This window comes from Pseudooceanicola atlanticus, from assembly GCF_000768315.1.
Taxonomy (GTDB): Bacteria; Pseudomonadota; Alphaproteobacteria; order Rhodobacterales; family Rhodobacteraceae; genus Pseudooceanicola; species Pseudooceanicola atlanticus.
The window spans coordinates 63,033-76,596 of the sequence record NZ_AQQX01000002.1 but is presented as its reverse complement, the minus strand read 5'-3'; the positions used below and the strand labels follow the sequence as shown (position 1 = coordinate 76,596).

Annotated in this window: 15 protein-coding genes; all 15 read left to right on the top strand. The window is 66.0% G+C overall.

Translation table 11 applies throughout. From position 1 onward, the window contains the following. Window positions 1–61 precede the first annotated feature (61 nt). The 15 genes from ATO9_RS04515 to ATO9_RS04445 all read left to right on the top strand — a co-directional run bounded on the left by ATO9_RS04515 (window position 62) and on the right by ATO9_RS04445 (window position 13,555). Window positions 62–970, top strand: coding sequence for a DMT family transporter (locus tag ATO9_RS04515; RefSeq protein WP_043745910.1), 909 nt, complete (start codon window positions 62–64; stop codon window positions 968–970). A gap of 11 nt (window positions 971–981) precedes the next feature. Continuing rightward, window positions 982–1,593 carry an inner membrane-spanning protein YciB gene (locus tag ATO9_RS04510; protein WP_043745906.1) on the top strand — a complete coding sequence of 204 codons (612 nt, stop codon included), beginning with the start codon at window positions 982–984 and terminating at the stop codon, window positions 1,591–1,593. Between the two features lie 30 nt (window positions 1,594–1,623). Next, window positions 1,624–2,493: a carbon-nitrogen hydrolase family protein gene (locus ATO9_RS04505; protein WP_043745903.1), complete on the top strand. Its 870-nt coding sequence runs from the start codon at window positions 1,624–1,626 to the stop codon at window positions 2,491–2,493. 449 nt (window positions 2,494–2,942) lie between these two features. Beyond that, window positions 2,943–3,428, top strand: a complete 486-nt coding sequence (locus ATO9_RS04500) for a GbsR/MarR family transcriptional regulator (protein WP_043745900.1) — start codon at window positions 2,943–2,945, stop codon at window positions 3,426–3,428. Continuing rightward, window positions 3,418–4,692, top strand: coding sequence for an efflux RND transporter periplasmic adaptor subunit (locus ATO9_RS04495; RefSeq protein WP_043745897.1), 1,275 nt, complete (start codon window positions 3,418–3,420; stop codon window positions 4,690–4,692). Before ATO9_RS04500 ends, ATO9_RS04495 begins: the two co-directional genes overlap by 11 nt. A gap of 3 nt (window positions 4,693–4,695) precedes the next feature. Then, window positions 4,696–7,803: an efflux RND transporter permease subunit gene (locus tag ATO9_RS04490; protein ID WP_043745894.1), complete on the top strand. Its 3,108-nt coding sequence runs from the start codon at window positions 4,696–4,698 to the stop codon at window positions 7,801–7,803. A 244-nt stretch (window positions 7,804–8,047) separates the two neighbouring features. Further along, window positions 8,048–8,266: a translation initiation factor IF-1 gene (gene infA / locus ATO9_RS04485; RefSeq protein ID WP_005978431.1), complete on the top strand. Its 219-nt coding sequence runs from the start codon at window positions 8,048–8,050 to the stop codon at window positions 8,264–8,266. A gap of 22 nt (window positions 8,267–8,288) precedes the next feature. Beyond that, complete coding sequence (locus ATO9_RS04480; protein WP_043745889.1) at window positions 8,289–8,864, top strand: Maf family protein; 576 nt, start codon at window positions 8,289–8,291, stop codon at window positions 8,862–8,864. Further along, window positions 8,861–9,916, top strand: coding sequence for a ribonuclease E/G (locus ATO9_RS04475; protein ID WP_043745886.1), 1,056 nt, complete (start codon window positions 8,861–8,863; stop codon window positions 9,914–9,916). The genes ATO9_RS04480 and ATO9_RS04475 overlap by 4 nt, the downstream gene beginning before the upstream one ends. Next, on the top strand, window positions 9,913–10,113 hold the full coding sequence (locus tag ATO9_RS04470; RefSeq protein ID WP_043745883.1) for a DNA gyrase inhibitor YacG: 201 nt from the start codon (window positions 9,913–9,915) through the stop codon (window positions 10,111–10,113). Before ATO9_RS04475 ends, ATO9_RS04470 begins: the two co-directional genes overlap by 4 nt. Window positions 10,114–10,219: 106 nt before the next feature. Further along, window positions 10,220–11,530 (top strand): histidinol dehydrogenase, encoded by a 1,311-nt coding sequence (hisD, locus tag ATO9_RS04465; protein ID WP_043745880.1) that lies wholly within the window; start codon window positions 10,220–10,222, stop codon window positions 11,528–11,530. Between the two features lie 114 nt (window positions 11,531–11,644). After that, on the top strand, window positions 11,645–12,124 hold the full coding sequence (locus ATO9_RS04460; protein WP_043745877.1) for a UPF0262 family protein: 480 nt from the start codon (window positions 11,645–11,647) through the stop codon (window positions 12,122–12,124). Window positions 12,125–12,189: 65 nt separating this feature from the next. Next, entirely contained in the window at window positions 12,190–12,588 is a 399-nt protein-coding gene (locus ATO9_RS04455; protein WP_052418164.1) for an arsenate-mycothiol transferase ArsC, read from the top strand. Then, window positions 12,585–12,977 carry a ketosteroid isomerase-related protein gene (locus ATO9_RS04450; protein ID WP_043745870.1) on the top strand — a complete coding sequence of 131 codons (393 nt, stop codon included), beginning with the start codon at window positions 12,585–12,587 and terminating at the stop codon, window positions 12,975–12,977. Before ATO9_RS04455 ends, ATO9_RS04450 begins: the two co-directional genes overlap by 4 nt. After that, window positions 12,974–13,555, top strand: a complete 582-nt coding sequence (locus ATO9_RS04445; RefSeq protein ID WP_043745867.1) for a GNAT family N-acetyltransferase — start codon at window positions 12,974–12,976, stop codon at window positions 13,553–13,555. Before ATO9_RS04450 ends, ATO9_RS04445 begins: the two co-directional genes overlap by 4 nt. The last annotated feature ends 9 nt before the right edge of the window (window positions 13,556–13,564 follow it).

Genomic DNA, 13,564 nt, shown 5'->3' with positions numbered 1-13,564 from the left:
TCCCGCGCCGGTTCGCCATGGCGCAGGGTCGTTTCAGCCGTCGCCCCGGGGCATTCCCGGCATGAGCGAGTGGATCACCTCCATCGAGGGGACAGAGGCCGGCCACCAGGCCGCGCTGGTCCTCGCGCTGATGGCGGCCTTCCTGCATGCGGTCTTCGGATCGTTGCAGAAGGGGCGGATCGACCCCTGGCTGTCGCGCGGCGCCATCGACGGCTGGCAGGTGCTGCTCGCGCTGCCCATGGCGCTGTTCCTGGTGCCCTGGCCGCAGGGCACGGAATGGCTGCTGATCCTGGGCGCACTGCCCATCCACTTCGTCTACAAGCTGGGCATGGCATTGGCCTATTCGCGCGGTGCCTTCACCGTGGTCTACCCGGTGGTGCGCGGCATGGGGCCGGTCTTTACCGTGATCGGCGCCTGGATCGTCTTCGGCGAAACCTTCGCGCCGATGCAATGGCTGGGCGTCGCGGTGCTGCTGTCGGGGATCTTCGGCCTGGCGATCTACAACCTGCGCACCATCCAGGTGGCCCGCGACACGCTGGTCCCGGCGCTGTGGTTTGCCGTGGGCACCGGGGCGATGGTCGCGCTCTATACGACCTACGACGCCTATGCGATCCGGGCCACGCCCGACCCGTTCACCTTCCTCGCGTGGTTCTTCGTCATCGCCTCGGTGGATTTCCCGGTGATCGCTGCGCTGCGCTGGCGCAGCATGACCGCGACCCAGCGGCCTGATCCGCGCCGCCTGCTGGGGATCGGCCTGGCCGGGTCGATCATCGCCTTCGGGTCCTTCGGGGCGGTGATGTTGGCCACGCGGCTCGACAAGGTCGGCGAGGCGGCGGTGCTGCGCGAAACCTCCACCGTCTTTGCCGCGTTGATCGGCTGGCTGGTGCTGCGTGAAACCGTGGGGCCGCGCCGGATTGCCCTGATGACGCTTATTGCGGTCGGCGCCGTGATCGTGGAACTTGGCGGCTGACAGGAGATATCATGACCGACACCCGCAAGATCAATCCGCTGCTGAAATCCGGCCTCGAACTGGGGCCCATCGTGCTGTTCTTCGTGGCCTATCTCTGGCTCAAGGACCGCGTCTTCACCATCGGCGGCAGCGAATACGAGGGCTTCATCCTCGTCACCGCAGGCTTCATCCCCGTGATCCTGCTCTCGACCCTGCTGCTGTGGCGGCTGACCGGCCATCTGTCCAAGATGCAGATCGTCACCGCCGTGCTGGTCACTGTCTTCGGCGGCCTGTCCGTCTGGCTGAACGACGACCGGTTCTTCAAGATGAAGCCGACGCTGATCTACCTGATCTTCGGGGGCCTGCTGGGCATCGGCCTGCTGCGCGGCCAAAGCTGGCTGAAACACGTGATGGAGGGGATGATGCCGCTCGATCACGAGGGCTGGATGAAGCTGACCCGCCGGCTCTGTGCCTTTTTCTTTGCGCTGGCGCTGGCGAACGAGGTGATCTGGCGCACCCAGTCGACCGAGATCTGGGTCTATTTCAAGACCTTCGGCCTGACCGCTGCGCTGTTCATTTTCTTCATGGCGCAGTCGCGACTCTTCCGCGATCATGCGCTGGACACGTCCAAGCCCGAAACCTGACCTGCCACCCCTGATCGCCCGAGGCCCCAGATGAAAATCGCCGCCGCCACCTATCCGCTCGACTGGTTCGCCAACTGGGAGGGCTACGAGGCCAAGATGACCGAATGGGTCGCCGAGGCCGCCGGCGCTGGCGCCGATCTGCTGCTCTTTCCCGAATACGGCGCGATGGAGCTTGCCTCGCTCGGGGGCATCGCCCCCGACGATCTGGGCGCCGCGACCGGCGCCGTGGTCGAGCTGTTGCCGCGCGCCAATGACATCCTGTCGGGCCTCGCGCAGGCGCATGGCGTGCATATCCTCGCCCCCTCGGGTCCGGCGATGGACGGGGACCGCCTGGTCAACCGCGCGGCCTTCCTGTCGCCGACCGGTGGGCGGGCCCTGCAGGACAAGCAGATGATGACCCCGTGGGAGGTCACCCCCTGGCAGGTTCAGGGCAATGGCCCGGTCCATGTTTTCGACACCGCGCTTGGCAAGATCGGCGTGCTGATCTGCTATGACAGCGAATTCCCCCTGCTGGGCCGGATGCTGGTGGAACAGGATGTGCGGCTGATCCTCGTGCCCTCCTGCACCGAAACGGTGGCGGGCTATCACCGTGTCCGCATCGGCTCCATGGCCCGCGCGCTCGAGGGGCAGTGCTTCACCGCCATGTCCTCCACCACCGGCGCCTACCCGATCGAGGCGGTCGAACAGAACCACGGGGCAGGGGGCATCTTCTGCCCGCCGGACAAGGGCCTGCCCGAAACCGGCATCGTCGCGGTCGGCGCTCTGGACCGCCCCGGCTGGACCTATGCCGATCTCGACATGACCCTGCTGGACAACGTCCGCCACGCCGGCGGCGTCCGAACTCTGGCCGACTGGCCCGCCCAAACCGCCGCCCGGATCGAGACCGTCACGCTGGCCTGATCCGGGGGCGCTTCACCCGCCCGGATCTTTTTTCGTCTTTTGAGAGCTCAACTGGTTCGGGCTTATACCCCTCGCCGCGCCCACCGGGGCTCCGCCCGTTTCCGCTTCAAACGCTCCGCCGGAGCCTTTGCCGGTCTGCGACCGGACCAGCGGAAACCCCTCCCCGTGACAGACAAAGCCCTCCCCACGGCACGGGCTGCAAGCCCGGGCCGCGCCCGACCCTCCCCCCGGGAGGGCGCACGGCGATGTCATCCAAAGCAACCCGACATGGATGCTTCTGGGTACAGCCTAGATCAACGGCATCCATCCGCCCACCCAGGGTCGGGCGCGTCCCTCCCGACCGAAGCAGGGCGGTACAGACAGCCCCGGACGTAGCGTCACGCGCCAGCCGCCCCTTGCATAAATATCGTTCAGTACATATTGAACGATACGAACGACGGAGTAGCCCCATGCCAGTCTCCCCCCAGGATCGCTTTATCGAAACGCTCGGCCTGATCTCCCAGACCGAAGGGTCGCCCCGTATCTCGGGCCAGATCCTCGGCTGCCTCGTGCTGGCCAACGAACCGCTCAGCCTGACCGAGATCGCGGAACGGCTTGACGTGTCCAAGGCCTCGGTCTCGACCAATGTCCGGCTGCTCGAAATCCGTGGCATGGCCCGGCGCGAGGCGATGCGCGGGTCGCGACAGGATCACTGGGCCGTGGTCGAGAACCCGCATCAGCAGGTGCTGGCCACCCTGGCCGACCGCTTCCGTCGCAATGCCGATACCGTCAAATCCATAGCCGCAGATTTCCCCGAAGATGACAGTGGCGAAGGCGCACGTGTCGCAGGTTTTGCCGAGTTCTACCTCCGCTCCGCAGACTTCCTGGACAGCTGGGCCCAGACCCTCGCCACCACGGACCAGCACGAGAAAGAGACCCCTCCTCATGTCGGATAAAGACACCGCACCGCCAAAACCCGAATGGGCGCTGACCCGCCGTGAACGCAAGGCGATCCGCGCCAAGGCCTCGGGCGGCAAGCCGCCCCGCCGTGTCTGGCCCTGGGTCGTGCTGGTCCTCGCCGCGCTCGTCGCCGGTGGTATCTGGGCCAGCCAGAATGGCCTGATCCCGACCGACCAGGTTGCCGCCCTTCAGGAGCCGTCGGACGAAGACGCCGCCCCGGCCGAGGCAGAGGAAGCCGCGCAGCCCGAAGAGGGCCGCGAGGTGGTGATGCAATTGCTGCCCTCGGAACTGACCACGGTCGAGGCCGCGACGCTGCGCGAAACCGTGCGCCTGACCGGCGCGCTGGCCCCGAACCGGCATCTCGGCATCCCGGCCGAGGTCTCGGGCCGGGTCGACGCGGTCGCCAAACGCGCCGGGCAATTCGCCGAGGAAGGCGAGGTGCTGGTGCGCATCGACATCGAAACCCTGCGCAACCAGCTGGAACAGCAACGCTCCACCGCCGATGCGACGCGTGCGCAGCTGGAATTCGCCGAGGCCAAGTACGAACGCACCCAGAGCCTGGTGGATCGCGGCGTCGCGACATCGTCGACGCTGGATTCCGACGCGGCCAACGTGCAGCAGCTTCAGGCCAACCTCGCGGCGCTGGAAAACCAGGTCGCCAATGCCGAACGTTCGCTGGAAAACGCCACGATCACCGCACCGTTCTCGGGCTACATCTCGGACCGCAACGTCGATCCGGGCGCCTATGTCAGCCCCGGCACGGCGCTGATGACGCTGGTCGATATCTCTTCGCTGGAACTGGAAGGAGCGGTGCCGGTGCTCTACGCCCCCCAGATCCGCGAAGGCCAGACGGTCGAGGTTGTCGTCGACGGCTTTGCCGGCCAGCAATTCGAAGGCAGCGTGGAACGCATCGCGCCTGTCGCCGCCAGCGGCACGCGGATGCTGCCGATCTACGCCACGATCGACAACCCCGATGGTGTGCTGCGTGGCGGCATGTTCGCCTCCGGCGCGCTTGTGCTGGAACAGAAGCCCGACGCGATCGGCATCCCCGCCGATGCCCTGCGCGAGGATGACGAGGGCAGCTTCGTGCTGAAACAGGATGGTGACCGCGTGATCCGCCAGCCGGTCGAGGTGACCCGCACCTGGGACCGCGATCGCATCGCCGAGATCGCCGAGGGGCTGTCGCCGGGCGACGTGGTCGTTTCCGCGCCGCTGGACCGGTTGCAGCCGGACATGAAGATCACCGTGATCGGAGACTGACCCATGTTCCTGACCCGTATCTCCGTCAACCAGCCGGTCTTTGCGACCATGGTGATGGTGGCGATCTTCGTGATCGGCCTGTTCTCCTACCAGCGTCTGCCGGTGGAACAGCTGCCCGAGGTCGACTTCCCCGTCGTCGCCGTCGTCACCTCCTACCCGGGCGCCACGCCCGAGGCGGTCGAGGCCGATATCATCAAGCCGATCGAGGACGGGGTGTCGACCCTGTCGGGCATCGACACCATCACCTCGACCGCGCAGACCGGTTCCTCCATGGTGCTGATCCAGTTCCAGCTCGAGGTCGACAGCTCGGTCGCGGCGCAGGACGTGCGCGACCGGATCGCGCAGATCCAGGGCACACTGCCGGACAATGCCGATGACCCGCAGATCCTGCGCTTCGATCCGTCCGAACTGCCCATCATCTCGGTCGGGATCTCGTCGGACCGCTACGGCCCCGGCACCCTGACCGCCCTGGCCGAAGATCAGCTGGCCACCCGCCTGTCGAACATCCCCGGCGTCGGCCGGGCCTCCGTCGTGGGCGGCGTCCCGCGCGAGGTGCATGTCCAGATCGACCCCGACCGCCAGGCTGCGCTTGGCATCGGGGCCTCGGAAATCGCCGGAGCGCTGGCGGCCGAAAACACCGACCTGCCCGCGGGCTCCGTCACCGAAGGCGCGTCCAAGCAATCGGTCCAGGTCGAAGGCCGGATCGAGGCGCTGGCCGATTTCGACGAGATCATCATCGCCCGGCGCGGTGGCTACCCGGTCCGGCTGGGCGACGTCGCGCAGATCGGCACCGAACTGGCGGAACGCGACAGCCTTGCCATGCTCGACGGCGAGGTCGCGCTGGCCGTGGACATCGTGAAGACCCAGGGCGCCAACACCGTTGCCGTCGCCGAAGCCGTCCGCGAAGAGATCGAAGAACTGGGCCATGATCCGCTCTATGACGGGATCGACCTCGAGATCATCCGCGACAATGCCGTGCCGGTCGAAAACAGCTTCCACACCGTGCAGTCGATGCTGATCGAAGGCGCGCTGCTGGCGACCTTCATCGTCTTCCTGTTCCTGAACTCCTGGCGGTCCACCGTGATCACCGGGCTGACGCTGCCGATCTCGATCATCGGGACCATGGCGGCGATCTACTTCCTGGGATTCACCCTGAACATGATGACGATGATGGCCCTGTCGCTGGCCGTCGGCATCCTGATCGACGACGCCATCGTTGTGCGGGAAAACATCATGCGGCACCTGCATATGGGCAAGGATCACCGCCAGGCCGCGCTGGACGGCACGAACGAGATCGGGCTGGCCGTGCTGGCCACCACGCTGTCCATCGTCGCGGTCTTCCTGCCCGTGGCCTTCATGGAAGGCATCCTGGGCCGGTTCTTCCTGCAATTCGGCGTCACCGTGTCCGTGGCGGTTCTGATCTCGCTCTTCGTGTCCTTCACGCTCGACCCGATGATGTCCTCGGTCTGGTACGACCCGGCCGCCGATCAGAACGTGAAACGCGGGCCGATCGGTCGGCTGATCCACCAGTTCGAACGCTTCTTCGACTGGCTGGGCCAGCGCTACCGGGCGCTGCTCAAGGTGACGCTGCGCTGGCGCAAGACGACGCTGATCACCGCCTTCCTGATCTTCGTCGGCGGGCTGGGCCTGTTCCCCCTGGTGGGCGCGGAATTCGTGCCGCCCGCGGACAATTCCGAAATGCAGATCGACCTCGAAATGCCGGTCGGCACCCCGCTCGAGCGCACCGCCGAAAAGATCGCCCAGGTCGACGAGGTCGTGCGCGGCTTCCCCGAGGTGCTGGGCACTTATGCCACTGTCAATTCCGGCACCAATTCCGGCGAGAACAACGCCGCCATCGTCGTGCGCATGACCGACCCGACGGAACGCGAGCTGACCCCGACCACGCTGACCCCGGTGATCCGGGACGCGCTGTCGGCGGTGCCGGGCGCGCGGTTCCGCGTCGGTCCTCCGGGATCGTTCGGGTCGGGCGTCGCCACGCCGGTCGAGATCAAGATCTTCGGCGAAGACCTCGACGTGCTGACCCGGCTGTCGCGTCAGCTGGCCGACAACCTCGCCTCCAAGGGCGGCTTTGCCGATGTCCGCACCAGCCTCGACGATCCGCAGCCGACCATCGGCATCCGGATCGACCGCGACGCGGCCTCGGACCTCGGCGTGTCGATCAGCCAGGTGGGGCAGGCCCTGTCCCCGATGATCGCCGGTGAAACCGTGTCGGACTGGACCGCGCCCAATGGCGACAGCTACGACGTGGTGCTGCGCCTGCCCGAGGACGTGCGCAACGATGCCAGCCGTCTGGGCTCGCTCCCCGTGGCGGCCAATGCCGACGGGTCGGGGCTTGTCCGGCTCGACCAGATCGCCGTCGTCGAAAGCTCCCGCAGCGCGGGCGAGATCACGCGCGAAGGCCGGGAACGGTCGGTGCAGGTGACCTCGGGCCTGGAAGGGATCGACATCCGTACTGCCCAGCCCCTCATCCAGGAGGCCCTGGCAGAGCTTGACCTGCCGCCGGGCTATCGCACCGGCTTTGGTGGTGACAGCGAACAGATCGCCGAATCCGGGGCCTCTGCCGCGGCGGCGCTGCTGCTGGCGGTGGTCTTCATCTACCTCGTGCTGGCCTCGCAATTCGGCAGCTTCGTGCAGCCCTTCGCGATCATGTCGTCGCTGCCGCTGGCACTGGTCGGGGTGATGCTGGGCCTGCTGGTGGGCGGATCGACCCTGAACATGTTCTCGATCATCGGCTTCATCATGCTGATGGGCCTGGTGGTGAAGAACGCAATCCTTCTGGTCGACAATGCCAACCAGCATCGCAAGGCGGGGATGAACCTGTTCGACGCGCTGGTCGAGGCCGGGGGCACCCGGTTCCGTCCCATCGTCATGACGACGCTCGCCATGATCTTCGGGATGCTGCCGCTGGCGCTGAACATCCATGGCGGATCGGGCCAGAACGCACCCATGGCGCACGCGGTGATCGGCGGGCTGATCTCGTCCTCGCTGCTGACGCTTGTCGTGGTGCCGGTGCTGCTGACCTATATCGACGCCCTGCTGGGGGTCATCCGGCCGCTGCTGCCCCGCGCACCCGACGATGCCCATGCCTGACCCGGTTCGGGTCACCAACGGACCGGCGGCCTGTGCCCGCCGGTTCGCCGCGTCTTAGGGTCCGGTTTCGCACCGACGCGATACCGACGTGATACCGACGCAATACCGACGTCCCGTTCGGTGGGTGTTGCACCGGCTTGGGATGAAATGCGCTCTCACGCATTAGAGACTTGAAAACCACCCCGTTTAGGCCCATTTAACGCGCACCCGCGCGTCAAGCGGGCAACGCTGATATGGAGACAACATGGCCAAGGAAGACACTCTCGAATTCCCCGGCGTCGTGAAGGAACTCCTGCCAAATGCGACATTCCGGGTCGAGCTCGAGAACGGCCATGAGATTATCGCACATACGGCAGGCAAGATGCGCAAGAACCGCATCCGTGTTCTGGCCGGCGACAAGGTGCAGGTCGAAATGACCCCCTATGATCTGACCAAGGGTCGGATCAACTACCGCTTTAAATAAGCCTCGGACGGCGCGGGTTCTGATGAAGCTGATCCTCGGATCCGGCAGCCCTCGCCGTCTGGAATTGCTGGCGACGCTTGGCGTCGTGCCAGACGATATCCGCCCCCCAGACATCGACGAAACGCCCCTCAAGGCCGAGCTTCCGCGCGATTACTGCATCCGCGTCACGCGTGAAAAAGTGCAGGCAGTTCAGGCGGATAGCGACGATATCGTGCTGTGTGCCGACACCACCGTCGCACTTGGTCGCCGCATCATGGGCAAGCCCGAAAACGCCGGTGAGGCGGCCCAGTTCCTGTGGTCCATGTCGGGCCGCAGGCACCGTGTGATCACAGCCGTCGCGATCCGTCGCGGCGACCGGGTCTGGGAACGCGATGTCGTCACCCAGGTCAAGATGAAGCGCCTCTCGGATGTCGAGCTGAACGGCTACCTTGCCACGGGCGACTGGCAGGGCAAGGCGGGTGGCTATGGCATCCAGGGGCCGGCGGGGGCGTTCATCCCCTGGCTCCAGGGCAGCTATTCCGCCGTGATGGGCCTGCCCGTGGCCGAAACCGCCGCCCTGCTGGATGCGGCGGGCTGGCCAATCTGGAGGGCCTCATGAAAGGCGATCTCATCCTGCTCGACCACCTGGGCGATACCGAATCGGCCGCCCTGATCCGCGATGGACGGCTGGAGGATCTGCTGATCGACAGCGACGCCCCGCGCCCCGGCACCATCTACCGCGCCAGCGCCGACCGCCCCGTGAAAGGGCAGGGCGGCATGTTCGTGCAGACACCGGACGGGTCGGGATTCCTGCGCCAGGTCAAGGGCTTGTCCCCCGGTCAGGTGCTGTTGGTGCAGGTCACCGGCCATGCGGAACCGGGCAAGGCGATCCCGGTCACGACCAAGGTCCTGTTCAAGAGCCGCTACGCGATCATCACCCCCGGCGCGCCGGGTCTGAACGTCTCGCGCCAGATCAAGGACGATGACGAACGCGACGCCCTGCTCGAGGTCGCCCATGACGTGCTGGAGGGGCATCCGGTCACCCAGACCGACCCCGCCGGCGGGCTGATCGTGCGGTCCTCTGCCAAGGGCGCGGACCCGGAGGCCGTGGCCGAGGATATCCAGGCCATGGCCGATCTGGCCATGCAGGTCCTGGCGGATGCCGAGGGCGAGGTCGAAACCCTTCTCGAAGGCGACGGCCCCCATGCGTCCGCCTGGCGTGAATGGACCGGCCCGGCGCAGGTAGAAAACAACGCGGGCTGCTTCGAAGACCATGGCGTCATTGAGAAAATCGAGGCGCTGATGCGGTCCGAGGTGTCGCTGGGCCAGGGCTCCATGGCGATTGAGCCGACCCGCGCCTTCGTCGCGGTGGACGTCAACACCGGCACCGATTCCTCGCTCGCCGCGGGTCTCAAGGCGAACATGGCCGCGGCGCGCGATCTGCCGCGGCAATTGCGGTTGCGCGGGCTTGGCGGGCAGATCATCCTCGACGTGGCCCCGATGCCAAAAAAGGATCGTCGGGGGTTTGAAACCACCCTGCGCGCGGCCTTCCGCGCCGATGAAACCGATACGGTGCTGGCCGGCTGGACGCCGCTCGGCAATTACGAATTGCAGCGCAAACGCGCCCGCCAGCCCCTGTCCGAGATTGTGACGGAGGACATGATCCGATGAGCAGCTGCCCGATCTGCGCCAAGGATACCGACCCGAAATACCGCCCCTTCTGTTCGAAGCATTGCGCCGATGTCGACCTGGGCCGCTGGCTGAAAGGCAACTACGCCGTGCCCTCGACCGACCCGGAGGACATCGAAGAGGCGATCGACGCCCTCGAACGCGGCGAAGGCCAGGATACGATCCGGCGCGATCACTGACCGTCAGGGCCTTGCCGGGCGCGTCATCGCGCATCGCCCCGATCTGTATTCGCTCACTTGAGGCCCCGTGCAGCGCCCTGTAAGGGAAGCCGGGAAGGAGAAGCCGATGCCGCAGTTTCTGTCCAGTCGCGACGCCGATTTCGAGGCCCGATTCACCGCCCTGCTGAACGCCAAGCGGGAGGACAGCCCCGATGTCGACGACACCGTCGCCGCGATCATCGCGGATGTGCGGGCGCGTGGCGACGCGGCGGTGATCGAACTGACCTCGCGCTTTGACCGGATGGACCTCTCCCCGGAAACTCTGGCCTTTTCCCGCGAAGAGATCGACGACGAATGCGAAAAGGTCGGCGATGCGGACCGGGCGGCGCTGGTTACCGCGGCGGAACGCATCCGTGCCTACCACGCCCGCCAGATGCCGCAGGATGCCAGCTGGACCGACCCCGAAGGCGCGACGCTGGGCTGGCGCTGGACGCCGGTGTCTGCCGCTGGCCTGTACGTTCCGGGCGGGCTGGCGTCCTATCCGTCCTCGGTTCTGATGAATGCGATCCCGGCCAAGGTGGCGGGGGTGGAGCGTCTGGCGATCTGTGTGCCGACGCCCGATGGCGTGGCGAACCCGCTGGTCCTGCTGGCCGCGCGACTTTCCGGTGTCGACGAGGTCTATCGCATCGGCGGGGCGCAGGCGATTGCCGCGCTGGCCTATGGCACCGGCACGATCGCGCCGGTCGACAAGATCACCGGGCCGGGCAACGCCTTTGTCGCCGCGGCCAAGCGCCGGGTCTTCGGCAAGGTGGGGATCGACATGATCGCCGGCCCGTCCGAGATCCTGGTGATTGCCGACCGCGACAACGACCCCGACTGGATCGCGCTGGACCTGCTGAGCCAGGCGGAACATGACGAAAGCGCGCAATCGTTGCTGATCACTGATGATGCGGCCTTTGGCCAGGCCGTGGCGGACGCGGTCGAGGCCCGGCTGCAAACGCTGGAACGCCGTGCAATCGCCGGCGCGTCATGGCGCGATTTCGGCGCGGTGATCGTGGTGGACGACCTGGCCGAGGCCGCGGCCCTGTCGAACCGCATCGCCCCCGAGCACCTTGAACTCTGCGTGGCCGATCCGGAGGCGCTGGCCGAGAAATGCACCCATGCCGGGGCGATCTTCCTGGGCGCCTGGACGCCCGAGGCGATCGGCGACTATGTGGGCGGCCCGAACCACGTGCTGCCGACGGCCCGGTCGGCGCGGTTCTCGTCCGGCCTGTCGGTGATGGATTTCGTCAAACGCACGACGATGGCCCGGATGTCGCCCGCCGCGCTGGCGGCTATCGGGCCGGCGGCGGAAACGCTCGCGACCTCGGAAAGCCTTCAGGCGCATGGGCTTTCCGTCCGCGCCCGGCTGGACCGCCTGAACGAGGATACAGATTAACGGGTGACAATCCGCTAAATGTTAACTTAGTTTCAGGTTGAAGTGGAAATTTGCTGCGGCGCAGCATAGATTGCGCGCAGGGAGACCTGCAACCGATCAGAGGGAACCGGACCGATGTCCTATATTGCCCAAATCGAGTTGGACGACCGCAATCTGCCGCCGCCCACCCCGGAGATTGAACAGGAACGTCGCGTGGCGATGTTCGACCTGCTGGAAGAGAACAGCTTTACCCTGCCGAAGCGGGACGACCGGGTTGTGCCCGATGGCCCCTACAAGATCGCCCTGTCCATCCAGGACAAGCGCCTTGTCTTCGACATCCAGACGGAAAGCGGCGACACGGCCGCGCAATTCCTGCTGTCGCTGGGGCCGTTCCGCCAGGTGGTGAAGGATTACTTTGCCATCTGCAAAAGCTATTTCGATGCCGTGAAGGACCTGCCGCCCGCGCAGATCGAAACCATCGACATGGCCCGCCGTGGCATCCATGACGAGGGCGCGCGCGTCCTGATCGAACGCCTGGACGGCAAGGCCGAGGTCGATCACGACACGGCCCGTCGCCTGTTTACCCTCATCTGCGTCCTGCATTTCGGGGTCTGAGCGTGGCAGCAGAACTTCCTCAGTCTGTGCTGTTCTGCTGCGACCACAATGCGGTTCGGTCCCCCATGGCCGAAGGCATCATGAAAAAGTTCTATGGCACCGGCACTTACGTGCAGTCGGCCGGATGCTACAACGACTTGGAAATCGACGGTTTCGCGATTTCCGTCTGTGAAGAGATCGGGGTGGAGCTGTCGCGGCATCAATCCCGGTCCTTCGACGAAATGGCCCGGTTCGGGGACGACCTGTCCTCGTTCGACCTGATCGTCGCGCTGTCGAGCATGTCCCAGAAACGGGCGCTGGAGCTGACCAAGTTCTACCACCTCTCGGTCGATTTCTGGCCGATCGTGGACCCGACAGCCATCGGCGAAACGCGCGAGCAGAAGCTGAACGCCTATCGCCAGTGCCGCGACCAGATCATCGACAACCTTCAACGGCGGTTCGGTCCGCCCCTGGTAAGCTTATGACGACTATCCTGCAGACCTATTTCGACGCGTTCAACGACGGCAATACCGCCGCCATGCTGGACTGCCTGACCGACGACGTGGCCCACCATGTCAACGAGGGCAAGATCCGCACCGGCAAGGCGCTGTTCGCCGAATTCTGCGCTCATATGGAGCGGTGCTACAAGGAACGCCTGACCGAGATGGTGATCTTCGTTTCGGAAGACGGGACGCGCGGCGCTGCGGAATTCATGGTCAACGGCACCTACCTTGAAACCGACGAAGGCCTGCCCGAAGCCAACGGCCAGACCTACCGCCTGCCCGGCGGGTCGTTCTTCACGCTGAAGGATGGCAAGATTGCCCGCGTGACCACTTATTACAACCTCGCCGACTGGATCGCGCAGGTCTCATGATCGAGACCCGCGTGCTGACAGGCGATGCGCTGGAGACCGCGCTGGATGACCTGGCGCGGCTGCGGATCGAGGTGTTTCGCGACTGGCCCTATCTCTACGATGGGGACGTCGAGTACGAGCGGAAGTACCTGTCGGGCTACACCCACCCCACGGCCATTGTCGTGGCGGCCTTCGACGGCCCGCGGATCGTCGGCGCGTCCACCGGAATGGGGCTGGAAGTGTCGGACGAAGACTTCGCAACGGCCTTCGCCGACCGGCCCGAGGCGCTGTCGGATATCTTCTATTGCGCGGAATCGGTGCTTTTGTCCGACTACCGGGGCCATGGCCTTGGCCACGCGTTCTTTGACGCGCGAGAGGCCCATGCCCGCGAGCTGGGCCGCCGTTATTCGGCCTTCTGCGGTGTCGTGCGGCCCGAGGATCATCCGATGCGCCCCGCCGCTGCCCGCTCGCTCGAGCCGTTCTGGCGTGGCCGTGGCTATGCCCCGCTGCCCGGCGTGATCGCCCATTTCAACTGGCGCGACGTGGGCGAGGCCGACGAAACCGCCCATCCACTGCAATTCTGGATGCGGACGCTCTAGCCCCCGGGC

Coding starts and splice junctions, on each gene's coding strand:
- ATO9_RS04500 (WP_043745900.1), top strand. CDS start 2,943: ATGCCAGTCTCCCCCCAGGATCGCTTTATCGAAACGCTCGGCCTGATC.
- ATO9_RS04495 (WP_043745897.1), top strand. CDS start 3,418: ATGTCGGATAAAGACACCGCACCGCCAAAACCCGAATGGGCGCTGACC.
- ATO9_RS04515 (WP_043745910.1), top strand. CDS start 62: ATGAGCGAGTGGATCACCTCCATCGAGGGGACAGAGGCCGGCCACCAG.
- ATO9_RS04475 (WP_043745886.1), top strand. CDS start 8,861: ATGAAAGGCGATCTCATCCTGCTCGACCACCTGGGCGATACCGAATCG.
- ATO9_RS04470 (WP_043745883.1), top strand. CDS start 9,913: ATGAGCAGCTGCCCGATCTGCGCCAAGGATACCGACCCGAAATACCGC.
- ATO9_RS04490 (WP_043745894.1), top strand. CDS start 4,696: ATGTTCCTGACCCGTATCTCCGTCAACCAGCCGGTCTTTGCGACCATG.
- ATO9_RS04455 (WP_052418164.1), top strand. CDS start 12,190: ATGGCCGAAGGCATCATGAAAAAGTTCTATGGCACCGGCACTTACGTG.
- ATO9_RS04480 (WP_043745889.1), top strand. CDS start 8,289: ATGAAGCTGATCCTCGGATCCGGCAGCCCTCGCCGTCTGGAATTGCTG.
- infA (WP_005978431.1), top strand. CDS start 8,048: ATGGCCAAGGAAGACACTCTCGAATTCCCCGGCGTCGTGAAGGAACTC.
- hisD (WP_043745880.1), top strand. CDS start 10,220: ATGCCGCAGTTTCTGTCCAGTCGCGACGCCGATTTCGAGGCCCGATTC.
- ATO9_RS04460 (WP_043745877.1), top strand. CDS start 11,645: ATGTCCTATATTGCCCAAATCGAGTTGGACGACCGCAATCTGCCGCCG.
- ATO9_RS04445 (WP_043745867.1), top strand. CDS start 12,974: ATGATCGAGACCCGCGTGCTGACAGGCGATGCGCTGGAGACCGCGCTG.
- ATO9_RS04510 (WP_043745906.1), top strand. CDS start 982: ATGACCGACACCCGCAAGATCAATCCGCTGCTGAAATCCGGCCTCGAA.
- ATO9_RS04505 (WP_043745903.1), top strand. CDS start 1,624: ATGAAAATCGCCGCCGCCACCTATCCGCTCGACTGGTTCGCCAACTGG.
- ATO9_RS04450 (WP_043745870.1), top strand. CDS start 12,585: ATGACGACTATCCTGCAGACCTATTTCGACGCGTTCAACGACGGCAAT.